At 61.3% G+C, this 18,822-nt stretch carries 11 protein-coding genes; 5 read left to right on the forward strand and 6 right to left on the reverse strand.

What is annotated here, in order from left to right; all coding sequences use genetic code 11:
* Positions 1–3: 3 nt before the first annotated feature.
* Positions 4–600 (forward strand): tRNA-uridine aminocarboxypropyltransferase, encoded by a 597-nt coding sequence (locus tag J2W17_RS01145; protein WP_307327908.1) that lies wholly within the window; start codon positions 4–6, stop codon positions 598–600.
* A gap of 147 nt (positions 601–747) precedes the next feature.
* Here the strand turns inward: J2W17_RS01145 and J2W17_RS01150 are convergent, their stop codons facing one another.
* From J2W17_RS01150 to J2W17_RS01160, 3 genes are read right to left on the reverse strand one after another with little or no spacing between them, the layout of a single operon-like run.
* Positions 748–2,127: an HlyD family type I secretion periplasmic adaptor subunit gene (locus J2W17_RS01150; protein WP_307327911.1), complete on the reverse strand. Its 1,380-nt coding sequence runs from the start codon at positions 2,125–2,127 to the stop codon at positions 748–750.
* Positions 2,128–2,136: 9 nt separating this feature from the next.
* Complete coding sequence (locus J2W17_RS01155; RefSeq protein WP_307327915.1) at positions 2,137–4,296, reverse strand: type I secretion system permease/ATPase; 2,160 nt, start codon at positions 4,294–4,296, stop codon at positions 2,137–2,139.
* 18 nt (positions 4,297–4,314) lie between these two features.
* A complete protein-coding gene (locus J2W17_RS01160) occupies positions 4,315–5,673 on the reverse strand; it encodes a TolC family outer membrane protein (protein WP_307327918.1) in 1,359 nt (452 codons plus the stop codon).
* Between the two features lie 586 nt (positions 5,674–6,259).
* On the opposite strand from J2W17_RS01160, the gene J2W17_RS01165 reads away from it, so the two are divergent.
* Positions 6,260–10,327, forward strand: coding sequence for a retention module-containing protein (locus tag J2W17_RS01165; protein WP_307327921.1), 4,068 nt, complete (start codon positions 6,260–6,262; stop codon positions 10,325–10,327).
* 216 nt (positions 10,328–10,543) lie between these two features.
* Here J2W17_RS01165 and lapD read toward each other — a convergent pair whose 3' ends face one another.
* The 3 genes from lapD to J2W17_RS01180 all read right to left on the reverse strand — a co-directional run bounded on the left by lapD (position 10,544) and on the right by J2W17_RS01180 (position 13,684).
* Entirely contained in the window at positions 10,544–12,484 is a 1,941-nt protein-coding gene (lapD, locus tag J2W17_RS01170; protein WP_307327923.1) for a cyclic di-GMP receptor LapD, read from the reverse strand.
* A gap of 206 nt (positions 12,485–12,690) precedes the next feature.
* Complete coding sequence (locus J2W17_RS01175) at positions 12,691–13,086, reverse strand: YbaN family protein (RefSeq protein ID WP_307327925.1); 396 nt, start codon at positions 13,084–13,086, stop codon at positions 12,691–12,693.
* 10 nt (positions 13,087–13,096) lie between these two features.
* Entirely contained in the window at positions 13,097–13,684 is a 588-nt protein-coding gene (locus J2W17_RS01180) for a UPF0149 family protein (protein ID WP_030130067.1), read from the reverse strand.
* 466 nt (positions 13,685–14,150) lie between these two features.
* On the opposite strand from J2W17_RS01180, the gene recQ reads away from it, so the two are divergent.
* From recQ to J2W17_RS01195, 3 genes are all read left to right on the forward strand, one after another.
* Positions 14,151–16,277 carry a DNA helicase RecQ gene (gene recQ, locus J2W17_RS01185; protein ID WP_307327931.1) on the forward strand — a complete coding sequence of 709 codons (2,127 nt, stop codon included), beginning with the start codon at positions 14,151–14,153 and terminating at the stop codon, positions 16,275–16,277.
* A gap of 111 nt (positions 16,278–16,388) precedes the next feature.
* Positions 16,389–16,823: a MarR family transcriptional regulator gene (locus tag J2W17_RS01190; protein WP_307327934.1), complete on the forward strand. Its 435-nt coding sequence runs from the start codon at positions 16,389–16,391 to the stop codon at positions 16,821–16,823.
* Between the two features lie 129 nt (positions 16,824–16,952).
* Complete coding sequence (locus J2W17_RS01195) at positions 16,953–18,749, forward strand: FimV/HubP family polar landmark protein (RefSeq protein WP_307327937.1); 1,797 nt, start codon at positions 16,953–16,955, stop codon at positions 18,747–18,749.
* The last annotated feature ends 73 nt before the right edge of the window (positions 18,750–18,822 follow it).

Below are 18,822 nucleotides of genomic sequence, written 5' to 3' on the forward strand. Positions count from 1 at the left end.
AAGATGTCCAGAATCCAATGCCCGCGCTGCCTGCGCCCACAAGGTCACTGCCTGTGCCGGCTGATCCCGAGCCTCGACAGTCGCACTCGAGTGTTGCTGTTGCAGCATCCCGGCGAGGTGAACCACGCCTTGAACACTGCGCGCCTGGCGGCGTTGGGCTTGAACAATGCCGAGCTGATCGTGGGCGAGGTGTTCGAGGATTTGCCCGCGTTGTTGAATCAACCGGGCTACCGGGCGCGGCTGTTGTTTCCTGCCGAGGATGCGCAGCCGTTGCAGGCCTACGGCGCTACCGAGGACCCGTTGCTGCTGGTGGTTCCGGACGGCACGTGGCGCAAGGCACGCAAGATGCTGCACCTCAATCCGTTGCTGGCGGCGTTGCCCAGGGTGACCCTGGCGCAGGGGAGCGTATCCCGCTATCGCCTGCGCAAGGCACCGGCGCCGGGGGCCTTGTCAACGGTGGAGGCGATCGTGCAGGCATTGCAGACGCTGGAAGCGCCCGTCAGTTTTGAACCGTTGTTAAAGCCGTTCGAAGCGCTAATCGAGGGGCAGATTGCGGCGATGGGGGAGGAGACCTTTCGGCGCAATCATGGACCGAAATGATCGTTGCCTGTGAGGGCCTCATCGCGAGCAAGCTCGCTCCCACAAGGTTATGTGTCGTACATAAATAAAGTGAGCGCCACGAAACCCTGTGGGAGCGAGCTTGCTCGCGATAGCGATGGAACAATCTCAGAAAATTCCGGCCAGAAACTACCGCTCCCGCATCGCCTCGGTCCGCGCCTTCAACACCGGCTTGAGCAAATAATCCAGCACACTCTTCTGCCCGGTGATGATATCCACCGTCGCCACCATCCCCGGAATGATCAGCAACGGTTTCACATCCCCGCCCAAATGATTTTTATCTGTCCTGACCTGAATCAGATAAAAACTGTTGCCCTTGTCATCGGTAATGGTGTCCGCCCCGATCAACTCGAGCTTCGCGCTCAACCCCCCGTAAATCGTGTAGTCGTAGGCACTGAACTTGACCATGGCTTTCTGCCCCGGATGCAGGAACGCCACGTCCTGCGGCCGAACCTTGGCTTCGATCAGCAGGTTATCTTCCAGCGGCACGATCTCGACCATGTCGCTGCCCGGCTGGACCACGCCGCCGATGGTGTTGACCTTCAACATCTTGATAATCCCGTGCACCGGCGACACCACCGTGGTCCGGGTCACGCGGTCGTCGATGGCGATGCTCGACGCGGTGATTTTCGACAGGTCGGTGCGCTTCTCATTCAGCTCCTTGGCCGCGTCCGAGCGGAAGGATTGCTCCGACTCGTCGATCTTGCTCTTGATCTCGTTGATCGCCGACTCGGCCCGGGGTATCGCCAGGGTCGTGGCGTTCAGCGAGCCGCGGATCTCCACCGCGCTGCGTTTGAGGCGCAGGATCTCAACCGGCGAAACCGCCCCGGTGCCCACCAGTGGCGCAGACATGTTCATCTCTTGTTGCAATAGTGCCAGGCTGGAACTGTATTGACCCTGTTTGGATCGGAATTCCGCCAGCTCCTGGGTTTTTTGCCGAAGTTGTTCAGACAAGGTGCGTTGTTCGCTGGCCAGCCGGCGTTGCCGTTGTTCGTAGAGTGAACGTTCGTCCTCGGCCACTTGCGGAGCCTTGGCGATGACCTCCGGCGACAGTTTGAACGGTCGTCCTTCCGCTTCCGCCGAAAGCCGTTCGACCTGCGCGGTCAGTGCATAACGGTCGGCCTCGCTTTCGCCCTTGTTCGACAGGAACCGTGTGTCATCCAGGCGCAGCAAGGTATCGCCCTTGTTCACCATTTGCCCTTCGCGCACAAAGATTTCGGTGACGATGCCCCCCTCCAGATTCTGGATCACCTGAATCTTGCTCGACGGAATTGCCTTGCCTTCGCCCATGGTGACTTCCTGCAACACGGCGAATTTGGCCCAGACCACGGCGGTGATTATCAGCGCGGCGGTCAGCCACACGGTAATCCTCGACCACCGTGGGGAGTCCTGCAACGAAGCGCTGGCGGTTTCCGGCATGAACTCGCTGTCGGCGCTTTTTCTGAAACTGCCGAAGTAGCCACGCGGCTTCGAACCGGAGGACGAGGCGTCGGAGGATGAACGGGCCATGGCGAGCTCCTAGACAGCCGCAGAGCCGACGCGGCCCTTGCGCAGTGCATCGATGACCGCTTCTTTCGGACCGTCGGCGACGATCCGTCCGTTGTCCAGCACCACCAGCCGATCCACCAGGCTGAGCATCGGGGTGCGGTGGGTGACCAACAGCAGGGTCTTGCCCTGGACCCAGCCGTGGAGTTTCTGCCGCAGAACGTCTTCACTGCTGTTGTCCATGGCGCTGGTGGGTTCGTCGAGCAGCATGATCGGCGGGTCGAGCAACAAGGCGCGCGCCAGCAACACCGCCTGGCGCTGGCCGCCGGACAGCAGTTGTCCACGTTCGCCTACCGGCCGGTCAAACCCTTGTGGGTGCTGGCGCGCCAGCTCGGTGACGCCGGTGAGTTCCGCCACTTCGAGCATCCGTGCATCGCTGATGTAGCGTGCGCCCAGGGTCAGGTTGTCGCGCAGGCTGCCGGCCAACAGGGGCAGGTCATGGGCGACGTAACCGATCTGCTGGCGCAGGTCGGCGACGTCCAGTTGCCGCAGGTCCAGGCCGTCCAGCAGCAGTTGGCCTTCTTCAGGGGCGTAGAAACCCATCACCAGCCGCGCCAGGGTGCTTTTGCCCGAACCGCTGCGACCGATGATGCCGATCCGCTCGCCGGGTTTCACGCTGAAGCTGACATTGGCCAGCGCCGGCGCGCCCTGGCCGGTGTAGTGGAAGGTCACGCCGATGACATCCAGCGCCCCTTGCAGTTGCGTGCGCTCCAGCGGCCGTTGCCTGGCGTCGCGTTCCTGGGGCAGGGACATCAGCGCGTCGGTGCTTTTCATCGTCAGCTGCGCTTGCTGGTAGCGGGTGATCAAGCCGGCGATCTGGCCCAGCGGCGCCAGCACCCGGCTGCCGAGCATGTAGGTTGCCACCAGTGCGCCGACGCTGAGGTTGCCGGCGATGATGCTGTAGACCCCGGCGACGATGGTCGCCATGCCGGAAAACTGCTGGATGAACAAGGTGCCGTTGGTGGCCAGGGCCGAAAGGTTGCGCGCATGGCTGTCGAGGCGGGTGAGGGCACCGTGGGTGCTTTCCCACTGGTGCTGGCGTTCGCTTTCAGCACTGCAGGCCTTGAGCGTTTCCAGGCCACCTAGGGTTTCGATCAGCAGGGCCTGGCGTTCAGCCCCCAATGTCAGGCTTTTTTGCACGGTGTCGCGCAGCCGGGACTGGATCACCATGGCGAAAATGATCGTGACTGGAAACGCACACAGTGGAATCACCACCAGCCAGCCACCGAGCAGGCCGATCACCACCAGCATCAGTACGGCGAAGGGCAGGTCGATCAGGCTGGTCAGGGTCACGGCGGTGAGGAATTCCCGCAGGCCCTGGAAGTCATGGATGCTTTGGGCGAAACCGCCAATGGTCGCCGGCCGCGCCTTCATGGCCATGCCGGTGATGCGCTCGAACAGCGTGGCGGACAGGATCACGTCGGTTTTCTTCCCGGCGGTGTCAAGTAAATGCGCGCGTACCACCCGCAGCACTAACTCGAAACCGGTGCCGATCAGCAAGCCGATCGACAGCACCCACAAGGTCGATGTCGCCTGGTTCGGCACCACGCGGTCATAGGTCTGCATGACAAACAGTGGCACCATCAACCCCAACAGGTTGATCAGGAAGCTCGCCAGGATCGCATCGCCGTACAGCCATTTCGACAGTTTCAACGTATCGCGAAACCAGGCTTCGACCCGTGGCACCAGGGGGGCGCGCAAGTCTTCGAGTTCATGCCGCGGCCGGGCGAACAACGCCTGGCCGCTGTAGTTGTCCGCCAGTTCTTCACGGCTGACCCATTGTTCGCCGCCATCGGCTTCGCTCGGCAGGATCAGCGCCCGACCGTCATCGCCCCAGCGCCGCAGAATCGCGGTGCGGCCATTATTGAGGATGAGCATCACGGGGAGGTTCAGGGCGCAGATATCCGCCAGTTCACGGCGCAGCAACCGCGCCTGCAAACTGGCCCTGGCCGCTGCGCGTGGCAACAGGTCCAGGCTCAGGCGTTGGTGGGCCAAAGGCAGCCCGGCACTCAGGCTGGCGCGACTGACCGTCGCGCCGTGGAGTTTGCAGAGGATCAACAGACCGTCCAGAAGCGGGTCATCGAAGCTCAGCCGCGGGTCGACACCGATGTTGCCCGATTCCATGCTGGTCACAGTGACGCTCCCGTTGCGCTATCTCAGTTCAGGCAGGCGAGCTTCGTTTTTCACTTCGGCCTGGGCGATCGCATCGGCGGGCAGCACCACCCGTTGTTTGCTCAGCAATTGGCCCATGTTCGCCAGCACGCGGTACATCGAGTACTCCTCGACGTAGCGCACTTCGGTGTAGCGACGATTGGCGTTGTACAGCTCGTTTTCACTGTCGAGCACGTCGAGCAGAGTCCGTTGGCCGAGGCCGAACTGGTCCTGGTATGCGGCCCGGACCCGGGTGGTGGTCTCGGCGTATTCGCGGGCGGTCGGGGTTTGTTTCTTCGCATTGACCATGGCGTTCCAGGCCAGGTGGATGTTCTCGTTGAGCTGGCGCAGCGCGTTGTTGCGGATATCCATCGCCTGATTGATCCGGTGTGCGTTGCCGGCCAGGCGAGCCTTGTCGCTGCCGCCGCGGAACAGGTTGTAATTCATGACGATCCCGACGCGCCATTCGTTGTCGTGACCTTCCTCGCCTTGCACGTTGTTGTTCGCGCCCACTGCGGCTTCGGCGTCGAAGCGTGGATAGAACGGCGACTTGGAGACTTCGTATTGGCTCTCGGCCGATTGCACGTCGGCCTGGGCGGATTTCAGGTACGGGTTGTTATCCACCATGCTCTGCTGGGCTTCCGGCAGGCTGGCGGGCAATTCGCCGCGAATCGAGGGCAGCGTTTCCAGCTCATCGGGCATGCGCCCCACGACGGCGAAGAAGTTCGATTCGGCATCGGCCAGATCGACTTCGGCGGTGTCGAGGTTGTTCTCCGCCAAGGCCCGGCGGGCGGTGGATTGATCGGCATCGGCGTTGCTGCCGATACCGCGCTGGGTGCGCAGGCCGATCTGATCGTTGACCCGCAGGTGCGCTTGCAGGTTGTTCTTCGCCAGGGTCACCAGTTCGCGGCGCTTGAGCACCTCAAGGTAGACCTCGATGGTGCGCAGGGCCAGGTCCTGGGCGGTGCCTTGAGCGTAATAGGCCCGGGAGTTGACCACGCCTTTGGTGCGCTCGACTTCATTGGCGGTATTGAAACCGTCGAAGAGCATCTGGCGCAGTCGCAGTTCCGACTGGGTATAGGTGAGGATTTCCTTGTGATGATTGCCGAACGCCCGGGTGTTGGTGTTATCGCTGTACCCGCGCCCATAGGCGGCATTCAGATCAACCGATGGATAAAAGCCCCCTTTGGCGACTTTCACGTCCTCATCGGCCGAAAGGCGGCTGTCCACCCGGGATGCCAGCTCCGGGTGAGTCGCAATGGTGCTCTGGATCGCTTCGGTCAATGACATCGCCTGGGCCTGGCCCGTGCAGGCCATGGCCAGAAGAATCGCGCTGCAAAGGGGGGTCAAAACGCGCATTGGGAATCTCCCTGAAGTCCTGATGGTGCTCACCAGTCGCCAATTATTTGACGACTTTTATCTTCCAAACCGTTTCATGCCTGTAACAACAGAGCTAAGAACATTCTAGAGCGGACCTAAGAAGAATTTCTCATAAGGCTTATGCAGAAAAAAACTTATGCGCTCTGCAAAATCCAGCACATTGTTCATTACGAAAGCCCTTGATTCAGGAGCTTTAGGGAGCTTCTCAGGGTTTGAGGAAAGTTCATTCCATTTATCGACATAGGGCGGGAAAGTGCTGGAAGGGGAGGGAAGCGTGACGGTTTTTGGGTGACGGTTTTTTGTCACTCTGGTGCTTCAATACCGTTACGCATTCACTCGCAGGCACGTTGTGGCGCCAGTGGACCCCGATGCTATTGATTGCATAGGGTTTATCCCGGTGCGCACACGGCGCCTACGAGCGAAACACATGGCGAATCTGTCGCCAGGGCAGCGGCTTACCTCCATAAGCCCGTCCGGTGACGACCCGACTTGTGACCTGCTTGAGCCATGAGCACGATCTTCGCAAATCAGATGCCGACAGCAGTTGGCAGCGGAGGAAGTGCTCATGGCTAAGCTCATCGGTATCGTCAGTAAGGTCATCGGTCAGGTGTTCGCGGTTGCAAGCGACGGCACCCGGCGCGCCTTGATCGAGGGCGATCGGCTGTTCGCCGGCGAGCAACTGCTTACCGGTGCCGAAGGGGCGGTGGCGGTGCATCTGCAAAATGGCCAGGACCTGACATTGGGTCGTGGCAGCAGCCTGCAAATGACTTCCCGGCTGCTGGCTCACCAGGCGCCTCATGTGAACACCACCGAAGCGGTGACGCCGAGTCAGGCGCAACTGACCGACGTCGAGCAATTGCAAAAAGCGATCGCGGCGGGGGCCGACCCGACCCAGACCGGCGAAGCCACGGCGGCCGGTCCCGGCAACGGCAATGCCAAGGGTGCGTTGGGTGGCGGCCATAGTTTTGTGCTGCTGGAAGAAGTGGCGGGTCGGGTCGATCCCACACTGGGTTTCCCCACTGCGGGCTTCAACGGTATTCCGGAATTTCCCCTGGAACGTTTGGCCGATGGTCCGGACAACGGCGATGACGGTGCAGGAGGGGCAGGGGGCGCTGGCGGGGCTGGCGGGGCTGGCGGCGCAGGGGGTACAGGCGACGTGCCGGACGTGCCGGACGATGTGGATAATCCGGTCACGCTCACCGGCCTGTCGGTGTCAGGGGGCGAACTGACGCTGAACGAAGCGAACCTGGCCGACGGTTCTGCCCGCAACCCCGGTGCGCTGACGCAGAGCAGTACCTTCACCGTGTCCGCACCGGACGGGCTGAGCACCCTGATCATCGGCGGGATCACTGTGATCAGTGGCGGCGTGGCCGCAGGTTTCCCGCAATCGATCGTCACCCCGTTGGGCAATACGTTGACCATTACCGGTTACAACCCGGTCACTGGCGTGGTCAGCTACAGCTATACCCTGCTGGATAATGAAACCCATCCGAACGCCAACGGCGCCAACAGCATCAGCGAAGACTTCAACGTGGTCGCCATCGACACTGATGGCAGCACCGCCTCGGGGCAGATCAACGTCAACATTGTCGACGACCTGCCCGGCGCCGTGAACGACAGCCATGCCCGCACGGTCTCGGAAGCCCGGCTGCAGCTCAATGGCAACGTGCTGAACAACGACGTGCAAGGCGCCGATCAGGTGCCGACCGGCCACGGCAGCGGCCCGATCACCCCCGGTACCTTCAACGGCACCTACGGCACCCTGGTGCTCAATGCCAACGGCACCTACACCTACACCCTCAATACCGGCGACGCCGACTTCAAAGCCCTGCACGGTGGCGGCAGCGGCACGGAAACCTTCACCTACACCCTCACCGATGCCGATGGCGATGCCAGCACCGCCAACCTGGTGCTGAACATCCACAACAACAATGACCCGGTCATCATCAAGGGCCTGGACGTCGACTGTGGGGAGTTGACGGTCTATGAGAAAAACCTCTGCGACGGCTCCTGTCCCGACGAATCGGCCCTGACCCAAAGCGGCAGCTTCAGGGTCATCGCCCCGGACGGTCTGCAAACCTTGACCGTGGGCGGTATCGCCGTGATGACCGGCGGTGTCGCCGTCGGCTTCCCGCAATCGATCGTGACGGCCTTGGGCAACACCCTGACCATCACCGGTTACAACCCGGCCACCGGCGTGGTCCATTACAGCTACACGCTGGAGGATAACGAAAACCATCCCAATGCCCGGGGCGCCAACAGCATCACCGAGAATTTCAATGTGGTGGCCACCGATAGCGACGGCAGCACGGCCTCGGGCCAGATCAACGTCAACATTGTCGATGATCTGCCCCAAGCCGTCGCTGCCGAGCGTTCCGTGACGGCCTCGCAGATCGACACCAACCTGTTGCTGGTGATCGACGTGTCCGGCAGCATGGCCGACGCTTCCGGGGTCAACGGCCTGTCGCGGCTGGCGCTGGCCAAGCAGGCGCTCAGCGCCTTGCTCGACAAGTACGACGACCTGGGCGACGTGAAAGTGCAGATTGTCACCTTCAGCAGCAACGCTTCGGACAAGACCTCGGTCTGGGTCGATGTGGCAACGGCCAAGTCGATCATCGCCGGCCTCAAGGCGGGAGGGGACACCAACTACGATGCGGCCGTGGCCGTGGCGAAAACCGCGTTCGACACCGAAGGCAAACTGACGGGAGCGCAGAACGTCGGTTACTTCTTCTCCGACGGCAAACCCAACGAAGGGTCTATCGGCAGATCGGATGAAGCGGCCTGGAAAGCCTTCCTCGAAGCCAATGACATCAAGAACTACGCGATCGGCCTGGGCAAGGGCGTCAGCAACGACAGCCTCGATCCACTGGCCTATGACGGCAGTACCGGCACCGACACCAACGCCGTGATCGTCAAGGACCTCGGCCAGCTCGACTCGGTACTCTCGGGCACCGTGGTCGGCACACCGCTCTCCGGGTCGCTGCTGGGCGAGGGCGGTTCATTCGGTGCCGATGGCGGGTTCATCAAATCCATCACGGTGGATGGCACGACGTACACCTATAACCCCAAAGGCGACGGCCACCAGGGTTCGCTGAACTTCAGCGGAGGCGCCAATCACGGCACCTTCAACACCGCCAACAACACCCTGAGCATCGCCACCGACAACAAAGGTACGCTGCTGGTGCACCTCGACACGGGCGAGTATACCTACACCTCGCAGAAAACCACGGCGGTGGTGCTTACCGAAAACATCGGCTTCACCCTCAGCGACAACGACGGCGACCTGGCCAGCTCGACGCTGGTGGTCAAGGTCATTCCGAACGGGGCACCGGTGGCGGTCGATGACCACGTCATCACCAACGTGCTGTCGGGCAGCGTCGTGCTCCCGGGTGAGTGGCTGCTGGCCAACGATAGCGATCCCGATGGTGACCCGCTCACAGCAGCACCCACTACCTTCAATACCGGCTGGATCGCCAAAGGTGCGGACTTCATCGGCACCGGGGCGATCAACTTCACCGACCGCCAGGATTGCTCGCCGAACCAGACGCTGGCGAACGTGCGCAGCGCCTTTACCGCGAATGCGGCCACCATGACCGCGGTGCTGGTCGTCAGCGGTTACCTGGGCAAAGTCACCCACGCCAATGCCAACGATGAGGACCGCATTACCGTCAACCTCAAACAGGGTGAAACCCTTAACCTGGACCACAACCTGACTGCCGGCCAAGTCGCGATGGAGTACTCCGTCAACGGTGGCGCTTTCATTGCCATCGCCGACGGCCAGACCATCACCGCAACCTCGGACGCCAGTTACCAGATCCACATCACCAATATCCCCGACGGCCCGGGACACGGTGGCAACGGTGCGGAAAACTACACATTGACCATGACCGTCAATTACTCCGGCGCCCAGGACTTCACCCCGGATTACCACGGCACCTACACCGCCAGCGACAACCATGGCGGCAGCGACAGCGCGGCCGTGACCATCAGTTATCAGGAGGGTCACACCCTTGTCGGCACCGCGGGCGATGATGTGTTGGTGGCGGGCATCGGCGATAACCTTATCAATGCCGGCGACGGCAATGATGTGCTGACCGCCGGCAGCGGCAACGACACCCTGCACGGCGAGGCCGGCAATGACTCGTTGTTCAGCGGAGCGGGCAACGACCTGCTCGATGGTGGTTTGGGCAACGACATCCTCAATGGCGGGGAGGGTGATGACTTCCTGATCGGCGGTTTGGGCAACAACAGTCTCACCGGCGGCGCCGGCGCGGACACCTTCCAGTGGCTCAAGGGCAACAGCGGCCACGATGTGGTCACCGATTTCACGCCGGGCACCGACAGGCTTGACCTGTCGCAACTGCTGCAAGGGGAAAATGCCACTGCGGCCTCGCTGGATGACTATTTGCATTTCAAAATCAGCGGTAGCGGCGACTCCCTCATCACCAGCATCGACGTCAGCGGCATGGCCGGCGCCGCGCCGAACCAGACCATCGACCTGGCGGGCATCAACCTGGCCAGCCATTACGGCGTCACGCCGGGGGCGGGCGGAGTGGTTGCGGGTGGGCAGGATACGGCGACGATCATCAACGGGATGTTGAATGATCATTCGTTGAAGGTGGATACGGTTTGAGCTGAAACGACAATACCCGCCATCTCCGAGAGAAGAGAGGGCGGGTTTTTTGCCAGGAGCCTGGATAAATGCCTCGCCTGCAAGATAGCCTTCGCGAGCGAGCCGGTCTCGCTTCCACATTGGATCTTCTGCGAACTCACTGTGTGTGAACACCTCAGATCAACTGTGGGAGACCGGCTTGTCGGCGAAGAACGATGACTTGGTTCAATTGATGAGTCACATCGGCTCCGGCGGCCCGATCAACCGCCCCATCACGCCAAACACCCCCAACGCCCTGATCACCTCCAGCTCGCCCTTGCTCTCGACCATTTCCGCGATCAGCGGCAAGTCGATACTGTTTGTCGCCCGAAACATGGCCTCGATGAACAGCCGCTTGTCTTGCTGCCCATCGATGCCCCGGATGTAGGCCCCATCGATCTTCAGGTAAGCCAGCCCCAGTTGCGTGAGGTTGCCGATCTGGCTGAAGCAGCCCCCAAAATGCTGCAAGCCGATGCGGTAGCCGGTGTCGAGCAAGCTGTGGCACAGACCCTGCAATTGCTCTGGGGGAGGCAGTTGGCGTTCATCGATTTCCAGGGTCAGCAGCGGGGCCAGTTCAGGCAGTGATTCGAGCATGTCGAGGATCTTGTGCAGTTGCGCCTGATCGCGCAGGGTGCTGCCCGACAAGCTCAATGCCAGCGGCCAGCGGTTGTCCAAGAGGTAGTCGAGGGTCGCTTCGAGCATCGCCAGATCGAACCGCGCCGACCAGCCGAGACGTTCGACCCACGGCAGGAAAAGTCCGGCGGCAATCGCCTCGCCCCGGGGATCGAGCAGGCGCGCGAGGACTTTGTGATGCAGCACCTGGCTGGTGTCGGCGCATTGCACCACCGGTTGGAAATACAGCTGCATCTTGCCTTCGGTCAGGGCATCGTCGATCCAGGTTTGCCAGTCGTATTGGGTCTGGTTGGGGGCGTTGACGCTGTCGCTCAGGAGTCTCCACGGGCGCTCGGGATGGCCTTGGGCTTCAGTCAGCGCCTGATCCAGTCGCAGCAGCACGTTCCTGGCCGACTCGCCGGGTTGGAAAGCGACTATTCCCAAATGCGCCACCGGCATGCAATCGCTGGCGCCGGTCAGGCGCAGGTTTTCCAGGGTGGCGCTGATTTCGGCGGCCAGGCGTGCGGCATCCTGGCTGCCCAGCCCCGGTGTCAGCAGGCTGAATTCGCCACCGCGATTACGCGCCGCCAGCCAGGTACGACGCTCCGGTACCTGAGTCAGGCGCGTCAGCAATTCGCCAACGGTGCTGATCAAGGCGTCGGTGCGCTGGCCACCGAGGCGTTGGTTGAGGCCAACCAGATCGTTGATCCGCAGCATCAGCAAATGGCCGTCACTGCTTTGCTCGCAAACCAGCAGATGGTCGGCCAGCTGTTCATCCAGCAAGCGTCGGTTGGCCAGGCCGGTCAGGCTGTCCTGATAGGATTGCGCCCGCAGTTTTTCACTGCGCGCGGCCTCTTCGGTGAACAGCGCCTTGAGTTTCTCGACCATCTGGTTCATGGCCAGCACCACGCGTTTCAGTTCAGGTGTGCGCGGCAGTTTCGGCAGGCTGAGGAACTCGCGTTTGCTGATGGCTTCGGCCTGCTTGACCATCGCCTCGAGCGGACGGAATTGGCGCTGCAACAACCAGCCACCGAACACGGCGCTGAGCAATCCGCACACCAACAACCAGATCAGGCTGCCCAGGGTGCTGTCCCAGAGTTTGGCCAGGGCGAACTGCGGATTGCTCAGCACTTCGACGCGCGCGATCTGTTCCCAGCCGCGCATGATCAGGGCGTCGCCACCTTGAGGGTGAAGGTTGACCAGACTGACGAACCAGCCGGGAACGCCCTCGGCCAATGCCGCTGCGCTGCGTTCGACCAGCACCTGCTCGTTCTCGAGGTTAATGATCCGGATGCTGCTGAAATAGCCGCTGTCGAAAATCGAACTGACCATCAACTGGATCATCGCCGGGTCGTGGATTTGCGTGGTCAGTGATAACCCCAGCGCCGTGGCGGTGTCCTGGGCGTGGGAGCGCAACTGGCCGAGCATCTGCTCCCGGGAGCTTTCCAGGCCGACAAAAAAGCTGCCACTGAACGCCACCAGCAGGAACAGGCAAATAGCGATAAACAATTGTTTGCGCAACGACATGAACACGCTCCTTGCTATGTCGACTGGCCGTGGGCATGTCTGGCTACTCTGGCGCAGATGCCTGAAGTCTAGGTGGAGTTTGCGGCGAAGGAGGGCAAATTGTCGGCCTGTCACGCAAAAGGTCCCGCCCGGTTCCTGTGCCGACCGGGTTCAACCACATCCTGGAGCTGCCCAAGGTTGCGATCTTCACCGCAAGGGCTTGAATCTCAAGACTTGTGCAGGGTTTTCTGCTTGAGGATATAAACCGTTACCAGCACTGCACTGGTCAGCATGAACGCACGCGCCCAAGGCAGTGGCACCAGGTAGCAGGAAAGCAGGATGCTCGCCCACATCAATCCGATGGCATACACCTTGCCCTTGAGCGGGATGCCATTGCCATCGAGGTAGTTGCGAATCCAGGGTCCAAGCCGCGGGTGCTCTACCAGCCAATGGTAAAAACGCGGGGAGCTGCGGGCGAAACAGGCCGCCGCCAGCAACAGGAAGGGCGTGGTGGGCAACACCGGCAGGAAAATCCCGATCACCCCCAGCGCTACGCTCAGCCAGCCGATGACCAGCAACACGTAGCGCAACATCAAGGAGCGGTTGCCTATGGGGTTGTCCATAGGCAAAACCTTAGTGGTGACGTGGCTTGAGGATCGCCGGTTTTTCGTCTGGCGCCTGGCACAGCAGGTACAGCGCGGTCAGGGCTTCCGGGATCTGTACGATCATGTCGTCCATCAGGTTGGCGTCTTTGGCGATGTCTTCGAACTCTGGCTGCTCATCGAACAGACCCGAGCCGACCATGATCGGCAGCAGCATTTCGCTGACTTCGTCTTCGGCGGTTTCGAACCAGGCCGCTTCGCGCAGGAACACGCCCTCCATGAAACCGATGCACCAGCCGCGCAAGTCGGAATCATCCGGCTCTTCACCCAGGTCCAGGTCGCAGGGCAGCTCGAACTCTTCATCGGACGCCAATTGGCGAGCGATATGAGCCTTGAGGGCCAGCAGGGTGGATTCGATCGCTTCACGCTCGGTGTCGTCGGCGTAATGCGGCTCTTCGGCGAAGAGTGCGTCGATCCACTCACGGTCCGGAACGCTTTCGGAGCAGATCGACAGCGCGGTGAGGTAGCCGTGGGCGGCCACGTAGTCCAGCGCCTCGTCATGCAGTTCGTCGGCGTCGAGGAAGACTTGCAGGCGGGTTAGTTGCTCAGCGAAGGACATTAAAGGGCTACCTTGGGGAATTAAACAGATGCGGGAATTCTAGGCCTTCTTGAGCGGTCAGGCCAGCCGCGCGGGATATTTGCACCCCGGCACACTGCTCCTGCAGGGTGGAAAACACACAAACGCTGTGTACCGATGGATTGTGGAAGCACCGAACCCTGTAGGCGCTGGCTTGCCAGCGAAGGCGGTCTTGAGCTTTGCAGTGCTCATGAAGACGCGTTCGCTGCGGTGCGGCGATCCGACAAGCCAGTTCCCACAGGAGGATCGGCATTGGGTTGCGTGTGTCTTCTCAGCGGCACCCTTCGCCGGACGGGCGTCGGGTATACTCGCGCGTTTTGCGATGCCCTGCCGGCGCTACGGCTGAGATTTCAAGCGTCATGCAATGCGCACTTACTATTCGTCAGTGCAGCCTGCGTGGTTCTGGACCAGTCTTGCAGGGATGTTTTTGGTGATTTCTGGAGTTTTTATGCTCGAACAGGCTCAACGCGTCCTCAAGGACATCTTCGGCTACGACAGTTTCCGTGGCCGCCAGGGTGCAATCATTGAGCGCGTGGCCAGCGGCGGCGATGCCCTGGTGTTGATGCCTACCGGTGGCGGCAAGTCCCTGTGCTTCCAGGTGCCGGCCCTGCTGCGCGAAGGGCTGGCGGTGGTGGTCTCGCCGCTGATCGCGCTGATGGACGATCAGGTCGCGACCCTCGAAGAACTGGGTGTCGCCGCGGCCGCCCTGAATTCCACACTGAGCGCCGAGCAGCAACGGGACCTGGCCGCCCGGATCAAGCGCGGTGAAGTGAAGATGCTCTATCTCGCGCCCGAGCGCCTGGTTCAACCGCGCATGCTGGCGTTCCTGCAAAGCCTTGAAATCGCCCTGTTCGCCATTGATGAAGCGCATTGCGTGTCCCAGTGGGGCCACGACTTCCGCCGCGAATACCTGCAACTGGGCCAGCTGGCGGAACTGTTCCCCCATGTCCCGCGCATCGCCCTGACCGCGACCGCCGACAAGCGCACCCGGGAAGAAATCGTCGATCGCCTGCATTTGCAGGATGCCGAGCGTTTTCTCTCGAGCTTCGACCGCCCGAACATTTTCTACCGCATCGTGCCCAAGGAGCAGCCGCGCAAGCAGTTGCTGGCGTTCCTGGCCGAACGGCGCAGCGATGCCGGCATCGTCTATTGCCTGTCGCGCAAGAAGGTCGACGAAGTCGCGGTGTTCCTCAGCGAACAAGGGTTCCCGGCGCTGCCCTATCACGCCGGCCTGGCCAACGAGACCCGGGCCCACCACCAGAAACGCTTCCTCAATGAGGAAGGCCTGATCATGGTCGCCACCGTGGCATTTGGCATGGGCATAGATAAACCCAACGTGCGCTTCGTCGCTCACCTCGATTTGCCCAAATCCCTTGAAGCTTATTATCAGGAAACCGGGCGCGGCGGTCGTGATGGTCTGCCAGCGGATGCCTGGATGGCCTACGGCCTGCAAGACGTGGTGATGCTCAAGCAGATGTTGCAGAACTCCGAGGGCGACGAACGTCACAAGCGCCTGGAGCAGCACAAGCTCGACGCGATGCTCTCGCTTTGCGAAGAAACCCGCTGCCGCCGCCAGACACTGCTGGCTTATTTCGACGAAGACATGCCCGAACCCTGCGGCCATTGCGACAACTGCGTCGACGGCGTGCAGACCTGGGACGCCACCGAGCCGGCCCGCCAGGCGCTCTCGGCGATCTACCGCACCGGCCAGCGCTATGGCGTCGGGCATCTTGTGGACGTACTGCTGGGCAAGGACAACGAAAAGATCCGCAGCATTGGTCATCAGCACCTGTCGGTCTACGGTGTCGGCAAGGCGATGGCCGAAGGTGAATGGCGCTCCCTGTTCCGCCAGCTGGTTGCCCGGGGCCTGGCCGACATCGACCTCGAAGGCTATGGCGGCTTGCGCCTGAGTGACAGCTGCCGGCCCTTGCTCAAGGGCGAGGTGGCCCTGGAACTGCGTCGCGACCTCAAGCCGCAAACCACTGCCAAAAGCAGCAAGAGCCAGGCGAGCCAGCTGGTTCGCGGCGAAGAACGCGAACAGTGGGAAGCCTTGCGCGCCCTGCGTCGCAAACTCGCCGAAGAGCATGGTGTGCCGCCCTACGTCATCTTCCCCGACTCCACCCTGCTGGAAATGCTGCGCAGCCAGCCCACCTCGCTGGCGGCGATGGCCACGGTCAGTGGTGTCGGCGCACGCAAACTGGAACGTTATGGCCAGGCCTTCCTCGAAGTGCTAGGCGGCCAGGTCGAGGCGCCGCCAGTGGTGGCCGACGTGCGCCATGAGCTGATTACCCTGGCGCGTGCCGGCATGACCCCGTTGCAGATTGCCGGTCAACTGCAATGCTCGGAAAAGAATGTCTACACCATGCTCGCCGAAGCGATTGGCAAGCAGCAATTGTCGCTGGAGCAGGCGCTGGATCTACCCGAGGACTTGATGGGCGAAGTGCAGGACGCGTTCCTTGACGGCGAGGGTGAGTTGCCAGCGGTTTCGGAGATTGCCGCGCTGTTCGCCGGACGAGTGCCGGAAGGTGTTTTGTACTGTGTTCGTGCCGCCCTGCAGTCGGAATTTGAAATCTGAAGGAGAGATGTAACGATTCAGTACATAGCGACCCTTGCCTATAGCCAAGGGTCATGCTTAGCTGACTAATAATTAGTATTTCTCTATTTTCAGCCTAATCATGAGTGTTTTATGCCGTTCACCGATCAACACCGCTTTGGCATGCAACTGGCCCAGATGTCCCGTGGCTGGCGTGCCGAACTGGACCGCCGCCTGGCTGGCCTCGGATTGTCCCAGGCACGCTGGCTGGTGCTGCTGCACCTGGCGCGTTTCGAAGATGCACCCACTCAGCGCGAACTGGCGCAAAGCGTCGGCGTAGAAGGGCCGACCCTGGCGCGATTGCTCGACAGCCTGGAAAGCCAGGGACTGGTGCAACGTCAATCGGTGCTGGAAGACCGCCGGGCAAAAAAAATCGTCCTCTGTGCTCCGGCCCGTCCCTTGATCGAACAAATTGAAACCATTGCCACCCAACTGCGTCACGAGCTGTTCGAGGGCGTTGATGAAGCGGATCTGAAAATCTGCATGAGAGTGCACGGACACATACTGGCTAACCTGGAAAAATCTTGAGGGATAACCGCGTGCCGGTCCTTTGAGATACCCCGTTGGGCAGATTATAAAGAACTAGTCGGCAATATCGTGTTCGTACCGGATGTGCGAACACATTCAAGGTTGGTTCCGGTTATCCAAGGGATGCTCATGCTCGAGAGTTTGCACGTGGTATTGCGGTGTTGCGCCAGGCTGCTGCTGGTCGGTGGTGCTGTTTCCTATCCGGCATTGGCGCCTGCACTGGGCTTGGGTGAAATCACCCTGCATTCGGCGCTCAATCAACCCCTGCGCGCCGACATCGCCCTGATGGACGCCACGGACCTTGCGCAGGGCGAGTTATCGGTCAGCCTGGCGACGGCAGAAGAATTCAGCCGCGCCGGCGTGGATCGGGTGTTCTTCCTCAACGACCTGAAGTTCACACCGATCCTGCGCGGCAATCGCCGATTTGTCCGGGTGAGCTCCAACAAGCCGGTCAATGAACCTTTCCTCAATTTCCTTGTGCAGATCAATCAGCCCAACGGACGCTTGCTGCGCGAATACACGGTGTTGATCGACCCGCCGGGCTCACCGGGGATTGTTCCGGTGGCTGACGAACCGGTTGCCAGCACCCAATCATCGGCATTCCCGAGCGTCGAGCCGGCCGTTGCTGCGCCACCTTCGGTGAAAAGCAAAAAGCCGCCTGTCCCGCCCGCCGATCAACCTGCTGCCGCGCCTGCCAATGATCCTGTCGCCGAGCAACTGGCCGTCAGCGTCCTGAAGAACCAGGCGCTGCAAACCACGATCGATGAGTTGAATGCAACATTGCAGGCTCAAAACGAGCATATTGCCGGCCAGAAAAAACAGGTCATCGAGTTGCAGGCTCAATTGGCGCAAGTCAAACAGGCGTCGGCTCCGGTGGAGCCTGTTGCGCCAGACGTCGCGGCTTCAGCGCCGGTGGTGGTTGAAAAGATCGAAACGACCCACTGGCCGCTGATCTTCGGAGCGCTGTTGCTGGTGGCCCTGGCGTTGCTCGGACTGTTCGTTCGCCGTCAGCGACAGCAGGTCCAGACCGTACCTGAGCCTTTACCCGTTTTACCATCGCGGCAAGAGCCGGTGCTGAATCGGGACGTGCAGACGCAGGCTCCGGCATCCGGCCAGGGCGAAGAGTCGCCGGCGGGCGATGTGCTCGAAGGGGTCGGCATTTATCTGGCCTATGGCCGTTTTTCCGAAGCGGCCGGTTTGTTGAGAGAGGCGCTGATCAAGGAGCCGAACCGTACCGATCTGGCCGTGCAGCTGCTGGAAGTTCTGGGCAGACAGGGTGACGTGTCGGCCTACGAAGCGCAGGAAACCAGCCTGCGTGACGTTGGGTTCGACCCGCAAAAGCTTCAGGAGATGCGTGACCGTTATCCGAAGCTGGGCACTGTCGCTGCCTTGGCCATCGCACCGGCGATCATGCCGTCCGCGGTTGTGCAGCCTCAGGCCGCCGCCGGCGATGAATTCCAGTTGAACCTGGACGATCTGTCGATGGATTCGAGCTGGGACTTGATCAGCCCCTTCGACCCTTCACCGTCCGCCGCCGAATCCTCGAAAGAGGCGGCAAGTGCCCATGAGCCTGAATTCATCTCGAATCTGCACGTCTTGCCCGATGTGTTCGAAATGCCTGACGAGCCGACGCTGGATGAGCCCGAGTTCGAGTGGGTGGCCGAACCGGACGCACAGCCTCTGGATGACGACTTTCTCGACGAATTCGCTGACGTCGGCGGGTCGTTGGAGCTTGAGCCGCTGGATACCGGAGCGATCGACCTTGAACCGGCCGAATCCGGCAATGCAGGCAAACTGGAGCAGGCCCAGACCTGCATCGATGACGGCGACCTGGACAACGCCATCGAATTGCTCAACGAGTTGCTCAAGGACGGCGACGAGCCACTCAAGCAGACCGCCCGGAGTTTGCTGGCCGGCCTCCGCTGAAGATCAAAACATCTGTAGGAGCCGGCTTGCTGGCGATGGCATCGCTGCGATCGATCTCAAAGACCGCAGTGAT

It is taken from the genome of Pseudomonas lini (genome assembly GCF_030812475.1).
Classification (GTDB): Bacteria; Pseudomonadota; Gammaproteobacteria; order Pseudomonadales; family Pseudomonadaceae; genus Aquipseudomonas; species Aquipseudomonas lini_A.